Source organism: Amycolatopsis sp. NBC_00438 (assembly GCF_036026695.1).
Lineage (GTDB): Bacteria > Actinomycetota > Actinomycetes > Mycobacteriales > Pseudonocardiaceae > Amycolatopsis.
In genome coordinates this window covers 1,073,442-1,096,490 of the sequence record NZ_CP107923.1, presented here as the reverse complement: position 1 = coordinate 1,096,490, position 23,049 = coordinate 1,073,442, and the positions used below count along the sequence as shown (strand labels likewise).

The window sequence follows — 23,049 nt, the reverse complement described above, 5'->3', positions numbered from 1 at the left end:
TGGCGCGTCGCCGGATCACGGCCGGCCGCGCCCGCCGAGGACCCGCTGGTCACCGGACCTTCGGACGGCGAACACCACCGTCGTCACCTCGATCCGCCGGATGCACCCCGCCGGTGTGAGGAGGCAGGGCGCGCTGATCCGGCGCACCGCGACCGACTGCCAGGTCAGCGCCGGCCGGGCGGTCCTCGCCGTCCCGTACGCGGGCGCCGGGGGCACCAGTGTCACGGAAAGCGCCATCACCGCCGGCCAGAGGATTCGCCACATCCGATCACCCAACCCGGCGGGGGCGGGGAACCGGAAAGCATTCGAGCCGGTTCAAATCCGCCGCGCCCGCTGCTACCGTCGACGTGGTGTTCACGCTGCGGGTCGACGCCGGGACGGTGTCCCGGACCCGCCTGTCACCGTCGCCCGCGTCGGAGTCCGTGGCGTGGCTGAAACTCGCCGCCGGCTCGGGGCGGCACCCGGTCTTCGGGGATCCCGGGCCGCTCGCCCGCGCGTCGCTCGCCCACCCGGACGTCGCCCTGCTCGCGGAGCTGTTGCCGCGGGGCGGTGACGCCTACACACCGGATCTGCTCACCCCGCAGCCGGGCGCGGGCACCGGGCACCGCGAGCTGCTCGACGAGCAGCTCGCCCGGATCGAAGCGACCGCGCAGGACGACCTCGAACTCCAGATCCTCGAGGGCGCCCGGGCCCACTGGAGCAGGCCGCTCCCGACGTCGATCCGCCGGATCGCGGAGTCGGGACAGCTGCAGCGCCGCCTCGCCCGCGGGCTCGCCCGGTTCTGGCGCGACGCCCTGGCGGACGGCTGGCCCGAGCTGCGCTCGATCCTCGACCAGGACATCGCCCACCGCGCGCAGACCGTGGTCGGTCACGGCGTCGGCCGGGTGCTCGGCACCCTGCACCCCGACATCGGCTGGACGGGCGACGCGATCACCTTCGACGCGCGGTGGGACGGCGACCTCGACGTCGCGGGCCGGGATCTCGTCCTCGCTCCCAGCGTCCTGAGCCGGCCCGGCGCCGTCATCCAGGTCGACGTGCCCGGACAGGTCGTGGTCTACTACCCGGCCCACCGGATCGGCGCCGGCCGGGATCGCAAGCCGGCCACGATCGTGCCGGTCGTCGGCATCGCCCGCGCGGCGCTGCTGGCCGACCTCGAGACCGCGCGCTCGACCGCGGAGCTCGCCACCCGGATCGGCTACACCCCGGGCACCGTCTCCTACCACCTGAGCGCCCTGCACCGCGCGGGCCTCGTCAGCAAGGTGCGGGACGGGCGTTACGTGCTGTACCAACGGACTTCCGGGGCAGACGTCCTCACCGAGGGGTAGCGAGCAGGCCCGTCAGCAGCACCCCCGTCAGCTGCCGGACCGCCGACGTCGTCCGCGCCGACGTGATCGCCATCAACGCGACGCGCGCGTCGTCGACCGACACGCGGGGCCGCAGCACGCCGTCGTCGCGGGCCCGCTCGACCAGCCGCCCGAACGCCTCGGCGTGCTCGCGGCGCCGGTCGGCGAAGGCCGGTCCGCCCAGCGCCTCGACGAGGCCGCGTTCCTGGACCTGCCATTCGCCGAAGCGGTGGAACGTCCGGGTCAGCGCGCGCCGGCTGTCCGGGTCGGCGAGCGCGGCCCGCAGCTGCCGGCCGCACCGCTCGACCTGCCCGGCGAGCACGGCGGCGAGGAGGTCGTCACGGGACGGGAAGTGCCGGTGGACCGTCGCCGGCGCCAGGCCCGCGCGCCGCGCGATCTCGCGTACCGGCAGGCCGGCGCCGTCCCGCGCGAACGCCGCGTGCGCGACCGCCACCAGGTGCCGTCGGTTGTGCTCGGCGTCCACCCGGCGCTTCCGAGTCGGTTCGTCCCGCACGGCTCTCACTTCCCGCTCGTCACCTCTGCTCACTCCTACCGTAGGCGCAGACGTCCCGAGACGAGGAGTGATCGTGTTCGCAGCTTTCTTCGAGCGGTTCGGCCCGCCCGGGGTCCTGTCCGTCGGTGCGCTGCCGGAGCCGCACGCCGGCCCGGGCGAGGTCCGGATCCGCGTCCGGGCGGCCGGGGTCTCGCCCGTCGACCTGGCGATCCGCGCCGGGAAGTCGCGCTCGCCGATCGCCTTGCCGCACATCCCCGGTGTGGACGCGGCCGGCGTCGTCGACGAAGGTCCCGGGATCGGCGACGAGGTCTTCGGCGCGGTCGACGTCGCCCGCCTCGGCGGGGCGAGCGCGGAGTTCGCGGTCCTGGCGTTCTGGACGCCGAAACCGCCGTCGATGCCGTGGGAGCAGGCCGGTGGCGCCGCGTCCGGGGTCGAGACGGCCACGCGCGCGCTCGACCTCCTGGACATCGGCCCGGGTTCGACGCTGCTGATCGACGGCGCGACCGGCGGAGTCGGCAGCCTCGCCGTCGGCCTGGCGCTGGCGCGGGGCGCGCGGGTGCTCGGCACCGGCGCCGCGGAGAACCGGGAGTTCCTCGCCGAGCTGGGCGCGGAGCCCGTCGACTACGGCCCTGGCCTGCGCGAACGCGTCTCCGGTCCGGTCGACGCGGCCCTCGACGTCGCCGGAAAGGGGTCACTGCCGGAGCTGATCGAGCTGACCGGGACGCCGTCGAAGGTGGTCACGCTGGCCGACTTCAGCGGCCCCGAGCACGGCGTCCGCGTCTCGGTCGGCGCGCTCGGCGGTCAGCCGGACGGGCGGCACGGTCTCGCACAGGCTGCCGCGCTGTTCGAGGAGGGACGCTTCCACGTGCCGGTGCAGGCGGTGTTCCCCCTGGCCGAAGCGGCCGCGGCGCACGCTGTGGCCGGGCCGCGGCGGGGCAAGATCGTGCTCGCCGTGCCCTAGCCCGCTGGTGGCCGACGATCAGCGCGACGATCGCCGCGACCGAGAGCACCGCCAGGAACGCGGCGGGGGTGACCGGCAGGCCGAAGTCGTCGACGAGCCAGTACCCGAGGTCCGAGCCGTTGATGTCACCCCCGAAGGTCATGACCGTGCCGAAGCCGGCCGTCACGGGCAGCAGCCACGAGCGGGTGAGGATCTCCACTCGCGACGGCCACGCCGGTCCCGGCAGGAGCACGCCGACCAGGGCCGTCAGCGGCAGGACCGCGAACGGCCACACCAAGGCACCCAGCAGCACGGCCGCCGAGCCGAGCAGGGACAGCAGCAGGATCGACACGTGGATCCCGAAGTCCTCGTCGAGCGAGGGCGTCGACGCCGGCGTGAAAACCAGCATCACCACGAGCCCGGCCGCCACCGGGCCGAACCAGGCGAGCGCCGCCCGCACTCCGGTGGGGCCGCCGTCCCGGGACGTCCAGGAGTCGAAGTCGCAGACCAGTTTCCCGCGCGGTGAGAGGTCCGCGCGGACGTACACGACCAGCGCCACCTGGAGCAGGCCGTTGCCGGCGTAGGCGCCCAGCAGGATGGCCACACCGGTGCCCTGGCCGCCGACGTCGCCGTCGAGGAAGAACGCGAAGTAGCCCCACAGGCCCGCGACCGTCGTCACGGCGGCGACGGCGAGTTCGGGGAGGGCGCGGATGTTCATCGGACAGGAAAGGTAACCGCCGGGAGCGCGGCGCGGTGTGGGTCGTTCAACCGAGGCGGTGCAGCCGCAGCGCCAGCTGGATCTCCAGGGCCCGGTCCGGCGCCTGCCAGTCCTCCCCCAGCAGCGACGCGATCCGTTCCAGCCGCTGCACCACAGTGTTGACGTGGACGTGCAGCACGTCCTTCGTCCGCGCGAGCTGCGCACCGCTCGCGAAGTACGCCCGCAGCGTCGCCGCCAGCTCCGTGCCGCGGCGCTCGTCGTAGTCGAGGACCGGGCCGAGCGTCGCGCGGACGAACGCGCCGAGATCGGCCTGGTCACCCAGGAGCTGGCCGAGGAACCCGAGGCCCGCCATGTCCGCGCCCTCGCCGGTGCGGCCGAGCGCGAGCAGCGCCCGGACACATCGCGCCGCTTCGGCGTGGGCCGCGGCCAGGGCTTCGGGGCCCGCGCCGGGGCCGGCCGCGCCGACGGTGACCGGGCGGCCGGTCACCGCGCCGAGGTCGGCGGCGACGCGGCGGGCCAGCTCGCCCGGGTCGCCGGCGCCCAGCAGGACGACCTCCTCCGCGTGCACGCCGACCAGCGTCGCGTGCCGGGCGGCGGCGCTCGCGAGCCGTCGCCGGGAGACGTCGCCGGTGTGCACCACCAGCACCGCGTGCGGCGCGGCGAGGTCGATGCCGAGGCGGCGGCCGCGGGCCAGCAGCGCCCGCGGGTTGCGGCCGGGCGCGGTGAGCAGGTCGGTCAGCAGCTCGCCGCGGACCTCGTCTTCGGCCCGCACCACCGACCGGCGCAGCATGAGCAGCAACGCCGTCACGACGCCGGCGCGTTCGAACAGCCGCCGGTCCGGGCCGGCCAGATCCGTCCGGCCGGTCAGCACCAGGCTGCCGAGCAGCTCCGGTCCGGCCTGCACCGAGCAGACCCAGGTGTCCGAATCGGACACAGTGGACACCGCCCGGCCCGCCGCCCGGGACGCGGCGAGCGCGGCAGCGTCGTGGCGCGCCGGTTCCGCCGAGTTCGCCAGGACCGCGCCTTCGGTGTCGAACACCGTGAGCGCGCCGTGCAGCACCCCGGCCACCGCCGCGGCGACGTCCGGCAGGTCACCACCGCGCAGGACGAGGTCGGTGAGCCGGTCGTGGGCGTCCTCAGCGCGTTCCATCGCTTCGTTGTGCGCGCGGATCGTCGCGTTGGCCTCGTTCAGTTCGGCGACGGCCCGGCGCGTCTGGTCGAGGAGGTTCGCGCTGTCCAAGGCGATCGCCGCGTGATCGGCCAGTGACGACAGCAAGGCCACCTCGTCCGCGGAGAACTCGCGGGTGCCGCGGTCGGACGCGAAGAGCACACCGAGCACCTTCGAGCCGATGGCCAGCGGGACACCGAGGATCGCGGTCAGTCCTTCGTCCTTGACACCGGAGTCGATGTGGCGCGTGTGCCGGAACCGTTCGTCGGTGAAGTAGTCCGACGTCGCGTAGGGCCGCGCGGTCTGCGCGACCAGCCCGCCGAGACCCTCCCCCATGCCGAGCACGATCTGCTGGAACTCCGCCGAGACCGAGCCGTCGCTGACCCGGACGTAGGTCTTGCCCTCCGCCTCGTTGTTGAGGCTCAGGTACGAGACGTCGACGCCGAGCAGCGCCCGCGCGCGGCGGACGATCGAGCGCAGCACGGTGTCCGGTTCGGACAGTGCGGCCAGCTCGCTCGCGGTGTCGAACAGCGCGACCAGCTGGGCCTCGCGCCGCCGGTGCTCGGCGAGCGTCTCGCGGATCCGCAGGGCCAGCTCACCCGCGTTCGCCAGCGCGGCCAGGTCGGCGGCGTCGAGGGCACCCTCGGCGCGGGCGGCCACGACGACGTGCGCCAGCTGCTCGGTGCTCGCCCCGGAGGCGAGCAGGTCGAGCAGCCGGCGCAGCGCGTCCGAGGGTGCGGTCACGGCGGTCATGCTAGGGCGAAACGGCCGCCGTCTCCGACTCGGCGGCATCGGTGTCGTCGTCGTGCAGCGATGCGCCCCGGGTCTCGCGGGAGGAGAGCAGCGCGACGACCGTGATCAGGCACATCGCCGCGACGTACAGCGACACCGGGATGGTGCTGCCCCAGCTCTGGAACAGCGCCACGGCGATCAGCGGCGCGACGGCCCCGGCCGCGATCGACGACAGCTGCCCGCCGACGGACAGCCCGGTGTAGCGGACGCGCGTCGGGAACTGCTCGGCGAAGAAGGCGGCCTGCGGCCCGTACATCGCGCCGTGCAGCACCAGCCCGACGGTCGTCGCCAGCACGATCACCGCGGCCGACTTCGTGTCCAGCAGCGCGAAGAACGCGAAGCCCCACAAGGCCATCCCGATCGCGCCGAACAGGTACACCGGACGCCGGCCGACGCGGTCCGACAGCGCGCCCCACAAGGGAATCGTCACGAAGTGCACGGCCGAGCCGATCAGCACCGCGCTCAGGCCGAGGCCCTTCGCCAGGTGCAGCCCGGTCGTGACGTACACCAGGATGAACGCCGTCAGCACGTAGTAGGAGACGTTCTCGGCCATCCGCGCGCCGATCGTGACGAGCACCTGGCGCCAGCTGTCGCGGAAGACCTCGACGACGGGGACGTGCTTCCCGACGCGGTCCTCGGCGCGGCGCTGGGCGGCCAGGAAGACCGGCGACTCCGAGACGGCCAGCCGGATCCACAGGCCGATCACCAGCAGGACGCCGGAGAGCAGGAACGGGACCCGCCAGCCCCACGCCAGGAACGTCGCGTCGGACTGCGTCGCCGACAGGATCGCCAGCACACCGGTGGCGAGCAGGTTGCCGCCGGGCGCGCCGCACTGCGGCCAGGACGCCCAGAACCCGCGCCGTTTCGCGTCCCCGTGTTCGGAGACGATCAGCACCGCGCCGCCCCACTCACCGCCGAGCGCGAAGCCCTGGACCAGGCGAAGCAGCGTGAGCAGGACCGGCGCGGCGACGCCCGCGGTGGCGTACGTCGGCAGCACGCCCATCAGGCAGGTCGAGCCGCCCATCAGGACCAGGCTGAAGATCAGGAGTTTCTTCCGGCCGAGCCGGTCGCCGAAGTGGCCGAAGACGAGGCCGCCGACCGGGCGGGCGAGGAACCCGACGGCGTAGGTGAGGAACGCCAGCAGCGTGCCGGTCAGCGGGTTCGCCGTCGGGAAGAACAGCTTGTTGAACACCAGCGCGGCGGCGGAGGTGTAGAGGAAGAAGTCGTACCACTCGATGGTGGTGCCGATCAGGCTCGCGCCGACGATCTTGGCGATCGCCGACCGCTGGGGCTGGCTCACTGCGGGCTCCACTTCGTCGTGGGTCGGGCGGGCGGTGGGGGTCAAGCGGCGGTCCAGCCGCCGTCGAGCGGGATGGAGGCCCCGGTGACGTGGCCGGCGTGCGGCGAGCACAGCCACGTCACCAGGGAAGCGACGTCCCCGGGTTCGATGAGCTTCTTGATGGCGGCGCGCCGGAGGAGCACTTCGGAGACGACGTCTTCCCGCGGGATGTCGTGCTCGGCGGCCTGCGCGTCGATCTGCCCGTCGACGAGCGGGGTGCGGACGTAGCCGGGGTTGACGCAGTTGCTGGTGACGCCGTGTTCGGCGCCTTCCAGCGCGGCGACCTTGGAGAGCCCTTCGAGCCCGTGCTTCGCGGTGACGTAGGCGGCTTTGAAGGCGGAGGCGCGAAGGCCGTGGACGCTCGACATGTTGACGATCCGCCCCCACCCCCGCGCGTACATGCTCGGCAGGCTCCGCCGGATCAGCAGGAAGGGCGCGGTGACCATCAGCGCCTGGATGCGCGTGAACTGCTCGGGCGGAAAGCCTTCGAGCGGCGCGACGTGCTGGACCCCGGCGTTGTTGACCAGGACGTCGACCTCGGCCGGGAGGGTGTCGAGGGCCTCGGCGTCGGTGAGGTCGACGGCGTGCGCCCACCCGCCGACCTCGGTGGCCGCGGCCTCGGCGTTCGCCGCGTCGACGTCGACGACGTGCACCTTGGCCCCGGCCGCGGCCAGAGCGCGGACGCAGGCCAGGCCGATACCGCCGGCACCGCCGGTGACGAGGGCGGTGCGCCCGTCCAGATCGCTGGTCATGGACGGGAACGGTAAGCGTGACGCCGGTCGCGAGCCATGTGCGCGAGAGCCACATCCGGGGAAGATCCAGTGGCGGCGACAACCACAGCGGGGGCGGCTACCGGCTCAGGAACGTTCCTTCAGCACGGACAGGTAGTGCACGTTGGTCATGACGCCGAGGACGTTGCCGAACGGGTCGACGACCGACGCCGTCACGAAGCCCGGGCCGCGCTCGGTGATCGGCTCGTACTCCTTCGCGCCCAGTTTGTGGAGCCGCGCGACCGTCGCCTCCAGGTCGTCGACGTGCCAGTAGACGATCTCGCCGCCCGGTGTACCGGCACCGGCCGGCGCGTACTTGCGGTCGATGAGGCCCAGTTCGTGCTGGTAGTCGCCGAGGCGGAACTCGGCGTACCCGGGGCGGTGGAAGTACGGCTCGATCCCCAGGAACTCGGTGTACCAGGCCTGCGCGGCCGCGTGGTCGTCGGCGAAATACGAGACGGTGGCCATTCCTCGCAGCATGTCTGCTCCTTCATTCCCTCGGTCTGCACACATCATGCGGGGTGAAAGTGCTCACCGAGTGCGCACTTTGTTTGCGACACTTCCCCCATGCGCGCCGACCGCCTCGTGGCCACCCTCCTGCTCATGCAGACCCGCGGCCGCGTCACCGCGGGCGAGCTGGCCGAGGAGCTGGAGGTCTCCGTCGCGACCGCCCGCCGTGACCTCGAAGCGCTGTCGGCGGCCGGCGTGCCCGTCTACCCGCAGCCCGGCCGGGGTGGCGGCTGGCAGCTCGTCGGCGGCGCGCGGACCGACCTGTCCGGCCTGACCTCCCGCGAGGCGCAGGCGCTGTTCCTCCTGGCCGGCCCCGCGGCGGCGATCGCGCCGGAGGTGAAGTCGGCGCTGCGCAAGCTGATGGGCGCGCTGCCCGGCACGTTCCGGGCGGACGCCGAGGCCGCGGCGGACGCGGTGATCGTCGACCAGGTCGGCTGGGGCGAGCGGCCGAAGGCCCGGCCGCCGATGGTCGAAGCGCTGCGGGACGCCGTCATCGCCCGACGCAAGGTCCGCCTGACCTACGCGGGCCGCGAGACGTCGGAACGGCTCGTCGATCCGTGGGGCCTGGTCGACAAGGACGACGTCTGGTACCTCGTCGCGGGCACCGGCCAGGGCCGCCGGACCTTCCGCGTGGACCGGATCACCGCGGCCGAGCCGATCGACGCCGTCGCGCACCGGCCGTCGGACCTCGAACTGGCCAAGGTGTGGGAAGAAGTCGTCGAAGAAGTCGAAAAACGCCGGTCGCCGCTGACCGCGGACGTCGTCCTCGACCGGCGCCACCTGAGGGTGCTGCGCGACCGGTTCGGCCGGCACTGCGAGGTTGTCGGCGAGCTGCCCGGCGACCGCGTCCGCGTCCGGGTCGCCGCTCCCGCGCCGATCATGATCGCCCAGGAGCTGGCCGGCTGGGGTGCGCTCGTCGACGTCGAAGGTCCGGAATCCGTACGCGCGGAGCTGGCCCGCCTCGGATCGGAACTGGTCGGCCGATACGGTCACTGACCGGGTGAAGATCTTTTGCCACACCCACTGAGCGTGCGCTTTACCCTGCAGTACTCGGTAAACACCGTTAATCGGTACACTGTGGACAGTACGAACGCCCACCAAGAGTGTCCGTTACTCATCGGTATCATGCCGTTCGGAGTATCCGTGCTCACCCGTTTGCTGCTACCGTAACGCCTCCGTGACCTGAACGTGTGTTCGGTGACTTCGGTGAGGGCAGACGATGCGTGACGATGTGATCGAGGCGAGTGCCGTGGTCGGGCATCCACCGGAGGTGGTGTGGCAGATCGTCGGATCGCCGGAGTGGTATCCCCGCTTCGTCCCGGAGATCAGCTGGAGCGAGGTGCAGGAGCAGGCCTCTCGGGGCCGGGGCCCCCGAGGCGTGATCCGGATCGCCCCCGACCGCCGGCCGATGCTGGAGGCGCAGGTCCAAGCCGTCGTCTACCGCCCGGGCGAGCACGTCGTGTGGTGCGGTGTCCCCGATGACGGCACCTGGGTCTCCCTGGAGCTGAGACCCCTCGCCGGCGGCAAGACCGAGCTCTTCGTGCGGATGATGCTGCAGCCGGAGCACCTGGAACTGGTGTCCTCGATCAAGAAGGACATCCGCGCCATCGCGAGGCGCCTCGACCTGCACCTGTCGGGCCAGGCCGACCCGGACGCCGGTTCCGGCGGCGTCAAGGCCACCAAGCTCCGCACCACCAGCATCCTGGTGCGCGCCGGTGTCCTCAGCCCCGGCCGCCCGGACAAGCTGGCGCGCCAGCTCAACTCCGTCGCGCAGTGGGGCGCGACCGTCGCGGGCGGCTACCAGGCCGCCGCGGCCCGCGCCGCCGACGACGTCGCGCTGCACGACGAGCGCAACGTCCGTACCTTCGCCCAGGTCCAGGAGCGCAGCGACCGGCTGACCAACGCGCTCAGCGAGCTCGGCGTCAACGAGCGCGACCGGATCGCGCTCATGTGCCGCAACCACTCCGCGATGGTCGAGGCGTTCGTCGCGGCCAGCAAGCTCGGCGCCGACGTCATCCTGCTGAACACCGGCCTCTCCGCGTCGTCGGTGAAGGACGTGCTCGCCGAGCACGCGCCGGCCGCCGTCCTGGCCGACGACGAGTTCGCCCAGACCATCGCGAACGTCCCCGGCGACTTCGCGCGCATCAGCACCTGGCCGGATGCCGAGACCGGCTACCCGACCGTCGACGAGCTGATCCAGTCCGCCCCCGCCGACCGGCCCAAGCCCGTGGAGCGGCCGGGCCGGCTGATCGTGCTCACCTCCGGCACCAGCGGCACACCGAAGGGCGCGCGCCGCCCGACCCCGAAGGGCATGGGCGCGGCCGCGTCGATCCTCGACCGCATCCCGCTGCGCGCGGGCGACCGGATCCTCGTGGCGGCGCCGCTGTTCCACAGCTGGGGCCTGGCCGCGATGCAGATCGGGATGGCGCTGCGGTCCCCGCTGGCCCTGGTCCGCAAGTTCGACGCCGAAGAGACCCTGCGGACGATCGCCGAGCAACAGTGCGACGCGCTGTTCGTCGTGCCGATCATGTTGCAGCGGATCATGGACCTGCCCGAACGCGTCCGCGCGCGCTACGACCTGTCGTCGCTGCGGATCGTCGCGAGCAGTGGCTCGGCGATGTCCGGGTCGTTCGTGACGTCGTTCATGGACACCTTCGGCGACGTCCTCTACAACTTCTACGGCTCGACCGAGGTGTCGTGGGCGAGCATCGCCGACCCCGGCGACCTGCGCGCCGCGCCGACCACCGCGGGCCGGTGCCCGCTCGGCACGGCCGTCGCGATCCTGGACGAGGACCGCAAGCCGGTGCCGCCCGGCGGCGAGGGCCAGATCTTCGTCGGCAACGACATGCTGTTCGACGGCTACACCTCGGGCACGGACCCGGCGCGGGCGGCGGACCTGATGGCCACCGGCGACGTCGGTTACCTCGACGCGGCGGGCCGGCTGTTCGTCACCGGCCGGGCCGACGAGATGATCGTCTCCGGCGGCGAGAACGTCTTCCCGCGCCCGGTCGAAGAAGCCCTGGTGGCGCTGCCCGGCGTGCACGACGCGGCGGTGGTCGGCGTGGCCGACGCGGAGTGGGGCCAGCGGCTGGCGGCCTACGTCGTCCCGCGGCGCGGCGCTTCCCTGCACGCGGAGGACATCCGGCAGTACATCCACCACCGCCTGGCCCGCTTCGCTGTGCCTCGCGACGTCTACTTCGTGCCGGACCTGCCGCGCAACGCGACAGGCAAGATCCTCAAGCGCCTGCTGCACGACGACACCTGGCCGGCCACCACGGACTACTGAGAAACCGGCTGCCGCAGCACGGTTTTGAGCTTCGCGGGCTCTGTGCGGCGAGGGTCGCCGAGGTAGATCTCGTGGTGCCGGCCGGTCGGCTCGAGCCCCTGCCCGGCCAGGTACTCGTCGTGCAGCCGGGCGAGCAGCGGGCCTTCGTCGTCGTAGGAACCGACGTGCAACGCCTGCGCGCAACGGCCCTCATCGAGGGTCTCGAACCGGACGTCGGCGTCGAGCTTCTTCTTGCGCCGCACGGTTTCGCGGGCTTCTTCGACCTCGTCCTCGCCGATCCATCCGGGCTGGCTGATGAGCATCGTCCACTGCCAGCTGTCCTTGGCGCGCACGGTGAACGCGGTCATGTCGTCGGCCCACCACAGGCCTTCCAGCGGGCCGACGACGAAGTCCTGCTCCGCGGCCCGCTTGAGCGTGTACGCCACGGCGTAGAGCGCCTCGACGGCCCGTTTGTAGCTCTCCGCGGTGTTCGGGTTGCCGCGACCGTCGATCGCGAGGAACCGCTGTGCGGGCACGTCGACCAGGGCCCAGTCGGTGTTTTTGGGCGCGTACAACGCTTTCAGGTCCTTCTTGACGTCGTAGGGCATCAGGGCGTCCCTTCGGGCAGCGCGGCCAGCCACGCGGCTTCGGCTTCCAGCCGGCTGATCGAGTAGTCGAAGATCGCCCGGACGAACGGCGGCGCGGACGGCTGGGCGGCGGCCGCGCGCCGCACCTCGGCCAGCCGTGCGTCGACGGCTTCGGCGCGCCGGGCCAGCGCCGACGCGAGCCGCTCGGGCGGGACGACCGGGCTGTTCGCGAGCCCGGCCAGCACCGGCGGGTGCACCGGGCGCAGTTCGGCGATCGCCGCCTCGGCGGCCTGTGCGCACGCTTCCCGGCCGGCGTCGGTGGCCGTGAACGTCTTCTTGGCCTTGGCGTGCGCGCGATCGGCCGCGACCTCGGCGATCAGGCCACGGTCGCACAGCTTGCCGAGGACGTAGTAGATCGAGCTGAAACCGAGCGCGGTCCAGTCGCGCATGCCGCGTTCCTCGACCACTTCGTCCAGCTCGTAGCCGTGCCGGGGCCGCTCGACGACGAGGCCGAGCACCGTCAGTTCCGCGTCGGTCAGCACCCTCCTATTCTAGTGCTGGAATAGGGCGCGGCGTCAACCGAAGAACTCCGCCAGTTCCGCCGCGACCTCGGCCGGGGCCTCTTCGGGCAGGTAGTGGTCCGAAGGCAGGGCCCGGCCGGTGACGTCTTCGGCGTACCCGCGCCAGACGTCGAGGACGTCGTAGTTGCGGCCGACAAAACTGCGTTCACCCCAGTGCGCCCGGACCGGGATCCCGAGGCGGCGGTCCGCGTCGGCCTCGTCGTGGTCCAGGTCGATCGTCGCGGCCGCGCGGTAGTCCGCGCAGGACGCGGCGATCGACGCCTCGTCGAAACACCGCACGTACTCGGCCAGCGCGGCGGGGTCGAACGGCGTGCCGCCCGCGTGCCGCGACGTCATCCGGGCGCGGATCCAGAACTCCGGGTCGGCGCCGATCATCCGCTCCGGGATGCCGTGGCCCGCGGTGAGGAAGAACCAGTGCCAGTAGCCGGTCGCGAAGGCCCGGTCGGCGTGGGCGAAGGCGTGCCGCGTCGGCACGATGTCGAGCACGGCCAGCGCGCGCACGGCGTCCGGCCGGTCGAGGGCCATCCGGTGCGCGACGCGGCCGCCGCGGTCGTGCCCGGCGACGGCGAAGCGGTCGAAGCCGAGTTCGGCCATCACGGCCACCTGGTCGGCGGCCATGGCGCGCTTCGCGTACTCGGCGTCTCCTTCGGTGGGCACGGGTTTGCCGCTGTCGCCGTAGCCGCGCAGGTCGGTCGCCACGACCGTGAAGCGCTCCGCGAGCAGCGGCGCGACGGCGTGCCAGATCACGTGCGTCTGCGGATAGCCGTGCAGCAGCAGGATCGGCGGGCCTTCGCCGCCGACCGCGCAGCGGATCGGGACGCCGGGATCGACCGTGCGGTACCGGAACGGCAACGGGACGCTCATCGGGCTCCTTCCAGCTCGTCGAGCGCCGCGCGGGTGAAGCTCCCCGTCGTCGCGGTGCCGCCCAGGTCGGGCGTGCGCAGCCGAGTCTTCGCGAGCACCGCGGCGAGCGCACGTTCGACGTCGGCGGCGGCTTCGGCGTGGCCGAGGTGCTCCAGCAGCAGCGCGGCGGTCCAGATCGCGCCGATCGGGTTCGCGATCCCGCGCCCGGCGATGTCCGGCGCGGAGCCGTGCACCGGCTCGAACATCGACGGGAAGTCGCGCTCGGGGTTGAGGTTGGCGGCCGGGGCGAGACCGATCCCGCCCGCGACGGCCGCCGCGACGTCGCTGAGGATGTCGCCGAAAAGGTTGGACGCGACGACGACGTCGAAGCGGCCCGGGTCGAGCACGAACTTCGCGGCGAGGGCGTCGATGTGCTCGGACTCGACGTCGACCTCGGGCCGCGTGGCGGCGCGCTCGGCGACGATCTCGTCCCAGAACGGCATGGTGTGCACGATGCCGTTGGACTTCGTCGCCGACGTCAGCTTCCCGCGGCGGCGCCGGGCGAGGTCGAGGGCGTAGTCGACGACGCGCGTGACGCCGGCGCGGGTGAAGACGGCCTCCTGCACGGCGAGTTCCTCGGGCAGGCCGCGGTTGAGGCGGCCGCCGATCTCGCTGTACTCCCCCTCGACGTTCTCCCGGACCACGACGAAGTCGACGTCACGCGCGTCGCGGACCGGGCTGTCGAGGCCGTCGAACACCCGGATCGGGCGGAGGTTGACGTACTGCCGGAAACCGCGGCGCAGCGGGATGAGCAGGCCCCACAGGGAAACGTGGTCGGGCACGCCGGGCGCGCCGACGGCGCCGAGGAACAGCGCGTCGTGGTGGCGGACGCGGTCGAGGCCGTCGGCGGGCATCATCGCGCCCTCGGCGAGGTAGCGCCCGCAGGACCAGTCGAACTCGTCGTAGCGGAAGGCGACGCCGTGCCGCGCGCCGGCGGCGTCGAGCACGGCGCAGGCCGCCGGGGTCACTTCGCGGCCGATGCCGTCGCCGGGGATGAGGGCGATGCGGTGGGAGGTCATGCCCTCGATGTCAGCAGGCGGCGACGGCCGGCGTCCAAGACCGGATCACGGCCCGGTTGATAGGCCCTGCCTATCGACCGTGGCCACGAACGCGGCCGCGGTCGGCGTCAGGGCCGCCCGGCCGACCAGCGCGACGTGCAGGTGGGCGGGCGGATCCAGGGCGAACACGCGTGCACCGGCCCGCGCCGCCAGCGACGTCCACGAGTCGGCCAGCACGGCCATCCCGACGCCGCCCAGCACCAGCGGCAGGATGGCTTCGCGGTGCTCGGTCTCCACCACCGGCACGATGTCGACGCCGCCCGCGCGGAGATCGTCGACGAGCCGCCGCATGCCGGTGCCCGGCTGGCCGACGATGAGCCGCTGCCCGTGGAGCAGCTCGCGCGGCACCGGCTCGCCGTCCGGGAACGGCGCGTCCGGGCCGGTGACCAGCACGAACCGCTGCCGGCCGCACGGGACGACGTCGAGCCCGGAGGCTTTCAAGGGCTCCGGACCGGCGGCGAGGCCGAGTTCGGTGACCCCGCCGCGGACCATGCCGAGGACGTCGTCCGGGGTGAACGCCGAGCGCACGACCACCCGCAACCCGGGGTGGCGTTCCGTGAACCGGCGGATCATGCCGCTGAGCGGCTCGACCGCCTGCGACGGCATCGCGGCGATCTCGACCCGGCCCGCCTCGAGCCCGCCGACCGAGTCGACGGCGGCCCGCGCGGCGTCGAGCCCGCGGACGATCTGCCGGGCGGGTTCGACGAGCGCGTGCCCGGCCTGGGTCAGCACGAGCCGCCGGCCGACCCGGTCGAACAGGCTGGTGCCGAGGTCGCGTTCGAGGACCCGGACGGCTTGGGAGAGCGAGGGTTGCGCGACGTGGAGCGCTTGGGCGGCCCGGCTCATCCCGCCGTGGTTGACCACGGCGAGGAAGTACTCGAGCTGCCGCGCGTCCACACTCACCTCCGGGGCGGTTCAGCATAGATCGCGGCGCCGCCGAACCCGGACTGACCTGCGCTCACGGAAATTGTCGGTGGGTACTGGCATGCTTCGTCGGGTAAGCCACCCCGGGCCTCCCGCCCGGGGAAACCGACCGGACGGCAAAGGAAACCAGTGGGGGGACAGGTGGTGACGGCGGTGCCGTGGACCGCGGAACGCGTGGCCGGGCTCGCGCCGGATCCCGCTTCGGAGAAGGCCGGGCGGGCGCTCGCGACACCGGCGAAGTGGTCCGGCGCGGGCGTGAACGAGGACGCCGTCTGGGGCTTCTGCCAAGGCAGCGGCAAGAAGCCGTACCAGACGTGTGTCGAACTGGCCGAGCCCGCGTTCCGGTGTTCCTGCCCCAGCCGCAAGTTCCCGTGCAAACACGCGGTCGGGCTGCTGCTGATGTGGGCCGCCGGTCAGGTGGCCGCGGAAGCACCGCCGGAGTGGGTGCACACGTGGCTCGCCGAGCGGGCGGACCGGGCGCGGAAGGCGGCGGAACGCGCGGAAGCCGCGGGCCCGAAGGACGAAGAGGCCGCGGCGAAGCGGGCCGAGGGGCGGGCGGCGCGCGTCGAAGGCGGTGTCGCCGAACTGAAGGTGTGGCTGACCGACCGGGTCGGCGCGGGGTTCGCGGGCTTCGACCGCAACGGTTCGGAGGAGCTGCGCACGGTCGCCGCCCGGATGGTCGACGCACAGGCGTCGGGCCTGGCGGGCGGCCTGCGGCGGGCGGCCGGGATCGTCGGCCGCCGCGACTGGCCGGACGCGCTGCTGGCCGAGCTGTCCCTGTTGTTCCTGCTCGCGGACGCGGCGGGCCGGCTGGGCGAACTGCCCCCGGAGCTGGCGGAAACCGTGCGGACGCGGCTCGGGTTCTCGGTCGAGACCGCCCGGGTCCTGGAGAGCGGCGAGCGCGTCTCGGACGACTGGCTGATCACCGGCGCGGCCGACGAGGAGAACGACCGGCTGCTGACCCGGCGCACGTGGCTGCGCGGCCGTCTCACGGGGCGCGACGCACTGGTGCTGTCGTTCGCGCCGCCGGGCCGCCCGCTCGACGCGTCGTTGCCACCCGGGCACCTGCTGACGGCGGAGCTGGCCTTCTACCCGGGTGCCGCGCCGCTGCGCGCGCTGGTGGCGGAGCGGGGAATCCCGCTGCCGGCCCCGTCGGCCGTGGGCGGCTCGATCGAAAACGCGCTGGCGGCGTACGCCCGGGCGATGGCGGCGGACCCGTGGCTGGAGCGCTGGCCGGTCCTGCTGTCGGAAGTGACCCCGGCCGAGCACGCCGGCGGCTGGTGTCTGTCCGAAAAGGACGGAACCGCACTGCCGTTGGTGCCGTACGCGTTCCCGTGGTCACTGCTGGCGCTCTCGGCCGGCGGCCCGCTGACGGTGGCGGCGGAATGGAGCCAAGCGGGCCTGCGCCCCTTAACGTGCTGGCACGAGAACCGCGCGGTGCGGCTATGACCCCCTCCAGCCCCGTGCCGTCCCCCCAGACACCCGAGTCAACCGCCCAAACACGCGAGCCGACCCTCTGGGTACGCAAGCCGACCCTCCAAACACGCGTGTCGACCCCCTGGGTACGCAAGCCGACCCTCCAAACACGGGTGTCGACCCTTCGATCACGCGTGTCGACTCCTCCATCACGCGAGTCGACCTTCCGATCACGCGTGTCGACCCTCCAGACACGCGTGTCGGCTCCCCGATCACGCGAGTCGACCCGATACGCACCCGCGCCGGGACCTCTCGCCAGTTCGCCGAAACCCCGTCCACAGACCAAGGAGGTGCGCTCGTGAAAGCCTGGGAAGACCTCGTCGGCACCGCGCTCCTCGGCACCCGCCGGCGCCCGCTCGACCTGAGCACCCAGCCGCCCGCGGTCCAGGACCTCGCCACCGAACGCGACGAGCCCGCGGAGCAGCTGCTGGCCGCCGCCGCGGTGCTGACCACCTACCGGCGGGCCGGACGGCGGGCGCTCGGGGACGTCAAACCGCTGCCCGCCGCCGCGCCCGACGAGCGGCCGTTCGTACCCGCTCTCGCGCGGGAACGGCTCGCCCGGCTGCTGGCCGCGAGCCACCCCGACCTGCTCCAGGAGTGGCTCGGCATCCTGGCCGGCACGGACTACCGTGTCCCGCCGGAGTTCCTGCCGCTGCTGGCCGAAGCCGCGCGCACCAAAGCCGCGCTGCGCGGCCCGCTCGTCGCCGTCGCCGGGCCCGTCGGCGCGTGGCTCGGGCAGCGCAACCCCGACTGGGGCTTCCTCGCCGCGCCCGCCGAGGAATCCGGGGACGTCTGGCAGTACGGCAGCCTCGCCCAGCGCCGCCGCTGGCTGACCGCCCGGCTGACCGACGATCCGGACGCGGCCCGCGAAGCGCTGACGACGTCGTGGAAGAGCGAACCCGCCGACGTCCGCGCCGACTTCCTCGGGGTGCTCGCCGGGCACGTCCGGGACGCGGACGAAGACTTCCTCGAAGCCGCCCTCACCGACCGCGCGGCCGCCGTCCGGGAGAAGGCCGCGGATCTGCTCGGCCGGCTGCCGAACACCCGCCACGGGCACCGGATGGCCGAACGGCTGCGGCCGCTCGTCCGCCGCCGGGGCCGGATCCTCGAGATCTCCTTGCCCCGGACCGAACGCGGCAAGGACGAGGGCACCGTCCGGCTGCGCACGCTGGTCGCGGCCGCGCCGCTGGCGTTCTGGACGGAGTTCGGGCCGCCGGCCGAGGTGGTGCGGATGACCGTCGAGGGCTGCCCGCCCGGCGTGCTGCGCGACGCCTGGGCGTCCGCGGCACTGCGCCAGCGCGACGAGACCTGGGCGCAGGCCCTGATCGGCGCCGACCCCGGCGGGCGCACCACCCCGCCGCTGCTCGGCGTGCTGAGCCCGGCCAGCCAGGCCGGCACCATCGCGCACCTGGTCGGGCGGCTGCCCACCGAGTCGTTCGCCCGGCTGGTGCACGAGCTGCCCCGGCCGTGGACCGCCGAGCTCGGCACCGCGCTGCTCGACTGGATCGCCCGCCAGGACGACCACCGCCTGGTCTCGCACGCCGCCGTCGTGATCGCCCGCGCGGTCCCGCCCGGCTGCCTGCGCCACCCGCTGGCCACCACCCGCCTGACCATGGACGCCGGGCCGTGGCGCCGGGCGCTCACCGAAACGTTGAACTTCCGCCGCGAAATGTACGAGGAGCTCGCATGACCGCCCCCGCCACCGTCCTCCGGCCGCACGCCGAACAGGACCACGCCGCCGAACTGGCCGCCCTGGCCGCCGCCGACGAGCGGGCCAAGCCGCCGAACTGGCTGCTGTCCCCGTGGGCCGTCGTCGAGTACCTGCTCGGCGGCACCCTGCCGGACGGCACCGTGATCACGCCCAAGTACGTCGGCCCGCGACGGCTGATCGAGGTCGCCGTCGCCACCCTGGCCACCGACCGCGCGCTGCTGCTGCTCGGCGTGCCGGGCACCGCGAAGACGTGGGTGTCCGAGCACCTGACCGCCGCGATCAGCGGCGACTCGACGCTGCTGGTGCAGGGCACCGCGGGCACGTCCGAGGAGTCGATCCGCTACGGCTGGAACTACGCCCGGCTGATCGCCGAAGGGCCGAGCGCCGCCGCGCTCGTCGAAAGCCCGGTGGTGCGCGCGATGCGGGACGGCAAGCTGGCGCGGCTCGAGGAGCTGACGCGCATCCCGGCCGACGTCCAGGACACGCTGATCACCATCCTGTCCGAGAAGACGCTCCCGATCCCGGAGCTGGGTGACGAGGTGCAGGCGCGGCCCGGCTTCAACATGATCGCGACGGCGAACAACCGCGACAAGGGCGTCAACGAGCTGTCCAGCGCGCTGCGGCGGCGGTTCAACACCGTCGTGCTGCCGCTGCCGGACAGCGCGGAGGCGGAGATCGAGATCGTCAGCCGCCGGGTCAAGGAGCTCGGCACGTCGCTGCAACTGCCCGCCGAAGCCGCCGAGCTGGCCGAGATCCGCCGGGTGGTCACGGTGTTCCGCGAGCTGCGCTCGGGCCGCACCGAAGACGGCCGCACGGCGGTGAAGTCGCCGTCCGGCACGCTGTCCACCGCCGAGGCGATCAGCGTGCTCACCGGCGGCCTGGCCCTGGCGGCCCACTTCGGCGACGGCGTCCTGCGCCCGCACGACGTCGCGGCCGGCATCCACGGCGCGGTGGTCAAGGACCCGGTGGCCGACCGCGCGATCTGGCTGGAGTACCTGGAGACGGTCGTCCGCGAGCGCGACGGCTGGGCCGACTTCTACCGGGCCGGCCAGGAGATCTCGTGAACCGAGCCACCCAGGGAGCGGGGGTACGCGCTTGACCACCACCCACCTGCTCGGCATCCGCCACCACGGCCCGGGTTCGGCCCGGGCCGTGGCGGCGCGGCTGGCGGAGCTCGAACCGGACGTCGTCCTGATCGAGGGCCCGCCGGAAGCCGACGCGCTCGTCGAACTGACCGAAGACCCGGCGATGGCACCCCCGGTCGCGCTGCTGGCGTACGCGACCGACGACGTCTCGCGTGCCGCGTTCTGGCCGTTCGCGGTCTTCAGCCCCGAGTGGCAAGCGCTTGCGTACGCCCGGGAAGCCGGTGTCCCGGTGCGGTTCTGCGACCTGCCGGCCGCGAACACCTTCGCCGCCGGGCCGGACGACCTCGGCGCGCCCCACGGCGATCCGCTGGCCGGGCTGGCGGCCGCGGGTGGCTACGACGATCCCGAACGCTGGTGGGACGACGTAGTCGAGTCGCGCCGGGACGACGCGTCGCCGTTCGAGGTGATCGCCGAGGCGATGACCGCGCTGCGCGAAGACGAAGAGCCGCCGCAAGGCAACGAGGCGCGCCGCGAGGCCCACATGCGCACGGTGCTGCGCCGCACGCGCAAGGAAGGTTTCGAGAACATCGCCGTCGTCTGCGGGGCGTGGCACGTACCCGCGCTGGCCGACCCGCTGCCGCCCGCGTCACACGACGCGGCCGTCCTCAAAGGACTCCCGAAGCGGAAGGTCGCGTGCACCTGGGTGCCGTGGACGCACGGGCGCCTCGCCACGGCCAGTGGTTACGGCGCGGGTGTCCGGTCACCGGGCTGGTACCACCACCTCTTCACCACGGCCGAGGACGTGACGACGCGCTGGCTGACCGGTGTCGCGGCGGTGCTGCGCGAAGAGGATCTGCCGGTCTCGACCGCGCACGTCATCGAGGCGGTCCGGCTGGCCGAGGCGCTGGCCGCGCTGCGCGGCCGGTCGTCGGCGGGGCTGGCGGAGGTCACCGAAGCCACCCGGTCGGTGCTGTGCGGCGGGGACGACGTGCAGGTCGCGCTGGTCACCCGGCGGCTCGTCGTCGGCGAACGGCTCGGCGAGGTGCCCGACCGCGTCCCGCAGCCGCCGCTGGCCGCGGACCTGACCGCGACCGCGAAGCGCCTGCGGCTCAAGAAGGACCCGGTCGTCAAGGAGCTCGACCTCGACCTGCGGACCCCGGGTGGGCTGGACCGCTCGCGGCTGCTGCACCGGCTGCGTGTGCTCGGCATCGAGTGGGGCAGCCGGGAGGCGTCGGCGCGGCGGAACCGCGGCACGTTCCGGGAGACCTGGGCGCTGTGCTGGGAGCCGTCGTTCGAGGTCGACCTGGTCGCGGCGGCCGTGCACGGCACCACCGTGCCCTCGGCGGCCTCCTCCGCCGTCCGGGACACGGTCGAGGGCACCCCGCCGCTCGACGAAGTCACCACCGCCGTCGAGAACTGCCTGCTCGCCGACTTGCCGGAGGCGCTGCCCGACGCGCTCGCGGCGCTCGACGCGCGCGCCGCGGCCGACTCGGACGTCGCGCGGCTGATGTCCGCGCTGCCGGCCCTGGCCCGGGCGACCCGCTACGGCGACGTCCGCGGCACCGACACCGCCGCGTTGCGGGCGGTCGCCCTCCGCATGCTGGACCGGGTCTGCGCCGGGCTGCCGCCGGCGACCCACGGGATCGACGACGACGCCGCGGCCCGGTTCTGCAAGCTGATCGACGGCGTCCACGACGCCACCGCGTTGCTGGGCGACGAGGCGAAGGACCGCTGGCTGGCCGCGCTGGCCCGGCTGGCCGAACGGCCGGCGCTGCCGCCGCTGCTGTCCGGGCGGCTGTCCCGGATCCTGCACGACGCCGGGCTGCTCGACGCGCTCGACATCGAGCTGCGGCTCGGCCGGGCGCTCACGCCGGGCGTCACGCCGTCGGCGGGGGCGGCCTACGTCGAGGGCTTCTTCGACGGCGGGGCCCTGCTGCTGGTGCACGACGAGGGTCTGCTGCGGGTGATCGACGCCTGGCTCGCGGCGATCCCCGCCGACGTCTTCACGGAGGTGCTTCCGTTGCTGCGGCGCACGTTCGGCGCGTTCAGCAGTCCCGAGAAACGGGCGATCGGGCAGCGGGCGGCCGGGCTCACCGGCGCCGCGAGGGTCGTCGTGCCGACGGCCGACGAACTGGACGAGGAACGGGCCGAGCGGGTGCTGCCCGTCATGGCGACGCTGCTGGGGGTAGGGGCATGAGCGTGGACGCGGACCGGTTGCGCCGGTGGCGGCTGGTGCTGGGCGGCGAAGGCGCCGAGGGCTCGGGCCTGGCCGACGCCCAGCTGTCCGAAGAGGACAGTGGGGTCGACAAGGCGCTGGCGGCCCTCTACGACAAGCCGGACGAGGACGCCACCGGCGGGCCGCGGAGCGCGAACCTCGGCGCGTCGGCGCCGCGGGTCGCGCGCTGGCTCGGCGACGTCCGGCGGTACTTCCCCAGCACCGTCGTGCAGGTGATGCAGCGCGACGCCGTCGACCGGCTCGGGCTGACCCGGATGCTGCTGGAGAAGGAGCTGCTCTCGGCGGTCGAGCCGGACGTCCACCTGGTCGGCACCCTGCTCTCGCTCAACAGCGTGCTGCCCGAGGAGACCAAGGAGACCGCGCGCGAGGTCGTCCGCAAAGTCGTCGAGGAGCTGGAGCAGCGGCTCGCCGAGCGCACCCGCGCGGCGATCAAGGGCGCGCTCGACAAGGCGTCGCGCACGCACCGGCCGCGTCCGGGCGACATCAACTGGGCGCGCACGATCCACGCGAACCTCAAGCACTACTCCCCCGAGCTGCGCACCATCGTGCCGGAGAAGCTGATCGGCTTCGGCCGGCGGCAGCAGGCGGTGCAGCGTGACGTCATCCTGGCCGTCGACCAGTCGGGCTCAATGGCGGAGTCGGTGGTCTACTCGGGGCTGTTCGGCGCGGTCCTGGCGTCGATGCGGGCGTTGAAGACGTCGTTCGTCGCGTTCGACACCGAGGTCGCCGACCTCACCGAGCACCTCGCCGACCCGGTCGACGTGCTGTTCGGCACCCAGCTGGGCGGCGGCACCGACATCAACCGCGCGATCGCCTACTGCCAGGGGCTGGTCGGGCGCCCCGAGCAGACGCTGCTGGTGCTGATCAGCGACCTCTACGAGGGCGGCGACGAGGACGAACTGCTGCAGCGCGTCGCCGAGCTGGTCGGCTCGGGGGTCCAAGTGGTGACGCTGCTGGCCCTGTCCGACTCGGGCGCGCCGTCGTACGACCACGAGAACGCGGCAGCCCTGGCCGAGCTGGGGATCCCGGCGTTCGCGTGCACCCCGGACCAGTTCCCCGAACTGATGGCGGCGGCAGTCCGAGGCGACGACCTGCAGGCCTGGGCGGCCCGCGAGAACAGCTGAGTTGC

At 73.4% G+C, this 23,049-nt stretch carries 20 protein-coding genes; 9 read left to right on the top strand and 11 right to left on the bottom strand.

The features are described 5' to 3' along the window. Positions 1-15: 15 nt before the first annotated feature. Positions 16-264 carry a hypothetical protein gene (locus OG494_RS05225; RefSeq protein ID WP_328452473.1) on the bottom strand — a complete coding sequence of 83 codons (249 nt, stop codon included), beginning with the start codon at positions 262-264 and terminating at the stop codon, positions 16-18. Positions 265-350: 86 nt separating this feature from the next. Here OG494_RS05225 and OG494_RS05220 point away from each other — a divergent pair, with 86 nt between their 5' ends. Beyond that, the gene (locus tag OG494_RS05220; RefSeq protein ID WP_328452472.1) at positions 351-1,325 is read left to right on the top strand and encodes a helix-turn-helix domain-containing protein; all 975 of its coding nucleotides are present in this window, start codon (positions 351-353) and stop codon (positions 1,323-1,325) included. On the opposite strand, the gene OG494_RS05215 is transcribed toward OG494_RS05220, so the two are convergent. Continuing rightward, on the bottom strand, positions 1,312-1,857 hold the full coding sequence (locus OG494_RS05215) for a TetR/AcrR family transcriptional regulator (RefSeq protein ID WP_328452470.1): 546 nt from the start codon (positions 1,855-1,857) through the stop codon (positions 1,312-1,314). The two genes, OG494_RS05220 and OG494_RS05215, sit on opposite strands and share 14 nt — an antisense overlap. Positions 1,858-1,930: 73 nt before the next feature. Between OG494_RS05215 and OG494_RS05210 the strand changes: the two genes are divergently transcribed. Next, positions 1,931-2,818, top strand: coding sequence for an NADP-dependent oxidoreductase (locus OG494_RS05210; RefSeq protein WP_328452468.1), 888 nt, complete (start codon positions 1,931-1,933; stop codon positions 2,816-2,818). 743 nt (positions 2,819-3,561) lie between these two features. On the opposite strand, the gene OG494_RS05205 is transcribed toward OG494_RS05210, so the two are convergent. The 4 genes from OG494_RS05205 to OG494_RS05190 all read right to left on the bottom strand — a co-directional run bounded on the left by OG494_RS05205 (position 3,562) and on the right by OG494_RS05190 (position 8,064). Beyond that, the gene (locus OG494_RS05205; RefSeq protein WP_328452466.1) at positions 3,562-5,436 is read right to left on the bottom strand and encodes a helix-turn-helix domain-containing protein; all 1,875 of its coding nucleotides are present in this window, start codon (positions 5,434-5,436) and stop codon (positions 3,562-3,564) included. Between the two features lies 1 nt (position 5,437). Beyond that, positions 5,438-6,775 carry an MFS transporter gene (locus OG494_RS05200; RefSeq protein WP_328452464.1) on the bottom strand — a complete coding sequence of 446 codons (1,338 nt, stop codon included), beginning with the start codon at positions 6,773-6,775 and terminating at the stop codon, positions 5,438-5,440. 41 nt (positions 6,776-6,816) lie between these two features. Further along, a complete protein-coding gene (locus OG494_RS05195) occupies positions 6,817-7,566 on the bottom strand; it encodes a 3-hydroxybutyrate dehydrogenase (protein WP_328452462.1) in 750 nt (249 codons plus the stop codon). A 105-nt stretch (positions 7,567-7,671) separates the two neighbouring features. Then, positions 7,672-8,064, bottom strand: coding sequence for a VOC family protein (locus OG494_RS05190; RefSeq protein ID WP_328452460.1), 393 nt, complete (start codon positions 8,062-8,064; stop codon positions 7,672-7,674). A gap of 87 nt (positions 8,065-8,151) precedes the next feature. On the opposite strand from OG494_RS05190, the gene OG494_RS05185 reads away from it, so the two are divergent. Further along, the gene (locus OG494_RS05185; protein WP_328452458.1) at positions 8,152-9,090 is read left to right on the top strand and encodes a helix-turn-helix transcriptional regulator; all 939 of its coding nucleotides are present in this window, start codon (positions 8,152-8,154) and stop codon (positions 9,088-9,090) included. Between the two features lie 223 nt (positions 9,091-9,313). Beyond that, positions 9,314-11,380 carry an AMP-binding protein gene (locus OG494_RS05180; RefSeq protein ID WP_328452456.1) on the top strand — a complete coding sequence of 689 codons (2,067 nt, stop codon included), beginning with the start codon at positions 9,314-9,316 and terminating at the stop codon, positions 11,378-11,380. Here the strand turns inward: OG494_RS05180 and OG494_RS05175 are convergent. From OG494_RS05175 to OG494_RS05155, 5 genes are read right to left on the bottom strand one after another with little or no spacing between them, the layout of a single operon-like run. Further along, on the bottom strand, positions 11,374-11,967 hold the full coding sequence (locus OG494_RS05175; RefSeq protein ID WP_328452454.1) for a GyrI-like domain-containing protein: 594 nt from the start codon (positions 11,965-11,967) through the stop codon (positions 11,374-11,376). The genes OG494_RS05180 and OG494_RS05175 overlap by 7 nt on opposite strands. Next, complete coding sequence (locus tag OG494_RS05170; RefSeq protein ID WP_328452452.1) at positions 11,967-12,488, bottom strand: PadR family transcriptional regulator; 522 nt, start codon at positions 12,486-12,488, stop codon at positions 11,967-11,969. Before OG494_RS05170 ends, OG494_RS05175 begins: the two co-directional genes overlap by 1 nt. Before the next feature lie 33 nt (positions 12,489-12,521). Further along, positions 12,522-13,391 carry an alpha/beta fold hydrolase gene (locus OG494_RS05165; RefSeq protein WP_328452450.1) on the bottom strand — a complete coding sequence of 290 codons (870 nt, stop codon included), beginning with the start codon at positions 13,389-13,391 and terminating at the stop codon, positions 12,522-12,524. Further along, positions 13,388-14,449 carry a tartrate dehydrogenase gene (locus OG494_RS05160; RefSeq protein WP_328452449.1) on the bottom strand — a complete coding sequence of 354 codons (1,062 nt, stop codon included), beginning with the start codon at positions 14,447-14,449 and terminating at the stop codon, positions 13,388-13,390. The genes OG494_RS05165 and OG494_RS05160 overlap by 4 nt, the downstream gene beginning before the upstream one ends. 45 nt (positions 14,450-14,494) lie before the next feature. Further along, on the bottom strand, positions 14,495-15,385 hold the full coding sequence (locus OG494_RS05155) for a LysR family transcriptional regulator (protein WP_328452448.1): 891 nt from the start codon (positions 15,383-15,385) through the stop codon (positions 14,495-14,497). A gap of 156 nt (positions 15,386-15,541) precedes the next feature. Between OG494_RS05155 and OG494_RS05150 the strand changes: the two genes are divergently transcribed. The 5 genes from OG494_RS05150 to OG494_RS05130 all read left to right on the top strand — a co-directional run bounded on the left by OG494_RS05150 (position 15,542) and on the right by OG494_RS05130 (position 23,044). Continuing rightward, the gene (locus OG494_RS05150) at positions 15,542-16,861 is read left to right on the top strand and encodes an SWIM zinc finger family protein (RefSeq protein ID WP_328452446.1); all 1,320 of its coding nucleotides are present in this window, start codon (positions 15,542-15,544) and stop codon (positions 16,859-16,861) included. Between the two features lie 325 nt (positions 16,862-17,186). Then, positions 17,187-18,578, top strand: coding sequence for a DUF5691 domain-containing protein (locus OG494_RS05145; protein WP_328452444.1), 1,392 nt, complete (start codon positions 17,187-17,189; stop codon positions 18,576-18,578). Then, positions 18,575-19,663 (top strand): ATP-binding protein, encoded by a 1,089-nt coding sequence (locus tag OG494_RS05140; RefSeq protein WP_328452442.1) that lies wholly within the window; start codon positions 18,575-18,577, stop codon positions 19,661-19,663. Before OG494_RS05145 ends, OG494_RS05140 begins: the two co-directional genes overlap by 4 nt. 31 nt (positions 19,664-19,694) lie before the next feature. Beyond that, positions 19,695-21,881 carry a DUF5682 family protein gene (locus OG494_RS05135; RefSeq protein ID WP_328452440.1) on the top strand — a complete coding sequence of 729 codons (2,187 nt, stop codon included), beginning with the start codon at positions 19,695-19,697 and terminating at the stop codon, positions 21,879-21,881. Further along, positions 21,878-23,044 (top strand): VWA domain-containing protein, encoded by a 1,167-nt coding sequence (locus tag OG494_RS05130; protein ID WP_328452438.1) that lies wholly within the window; start codon positions 21,878-21,880, stop codon positions 23,042-23,044. The genes OG494_RS05135 and OG494_RS05130 overlap by 4 nt, the downstream gene beginning before the upstream one ends. The last annotated feature ends 5 nt before the right edge of the window (positions 23,045-23,049 follow it).

Excerpts from the sequence above, each read along its gene's own strand:
- OG494_RS05180 (WP_328452456.1), top strand. The coding sequence starts at position 9,314 with ATGCGTGACGATGTGATCGAGGCGAGTGCCGTGGTCGGGCATCCACCG.
- OG494_RS05225 (WP_328452473.1), bottom strand. The coding sequence starts at position 264 with ATGTGGCGAATCCTCTGGCCGGCGGTGATGGCGCTTTCCGTGACACTG.
- OG494_RS05165 (WP_328452450.1), bottom strand. The coding sequence starts at position 13,391 with ATGAGCGTCCCGTTGCCGTTCCGGTACCGCACGGTCGATCCCGGCGTC.
- OG494_RS05190 (WP_328452460.1), bottom strand. The coding sequence starts at position 8,064 with ATGCTGCGAGGAATGGCCACCGTCTCGTATTTCGCCGACGACCACGCG.
- OG494_RS05205 (WP_328452466.1), bottom strand. The coding sequence starts at position 5,436 with ATGACCGCCGTGACCGCACCCTCGGACGCGCTGCGCCGGCTGCTCGAC.
- OG494_RS05195 (WP_328452462.1), bottom strand. The coding sequence starts at position 7,566 with ATGACCAGCGATCTGGACGGGCGCACCGCCCTCGTCACCGGCGGTGCC.
- OG494_RS05185 (WP_328452458.1), top strand. The coding sequence starts at position 8,152 with ATGCGCGCCGACCGCCTCGTGGCCACCCTCCTGCTCATGCAGACCCGC.
- OG494_RS05160 (WP_328452449.1), bottom strand. The coding sequence starts at position 14,449 with ATGACCTCCCACCGCATCGCCCTCATCCCCGGCGACGGCATCGGCCGC.
- OG494_RS05140 (WP_328452442.1), top strand. The coding sequence starts at position 18,575 with ATGACCGCCCCCGCCACCGTCCTCCGGCCGCACGCCGAACAGGACCAC.
- OG494_RS05130 (WP_328452438.1), top strand. The coding sequence starts at position 21,878 with ATGAGCGTGGACGCGGACCGGTTGCGCCGGTGGCGGCTGGTGCTGGGC.
- OG494_RS05175 (WP_328452454.1), bottom strand. The coding sequence starts at position 11,967 with ATGCCCTACGACGTCAAGAAGGACCTGAAAGCGTTGTACGCGCCCAAA.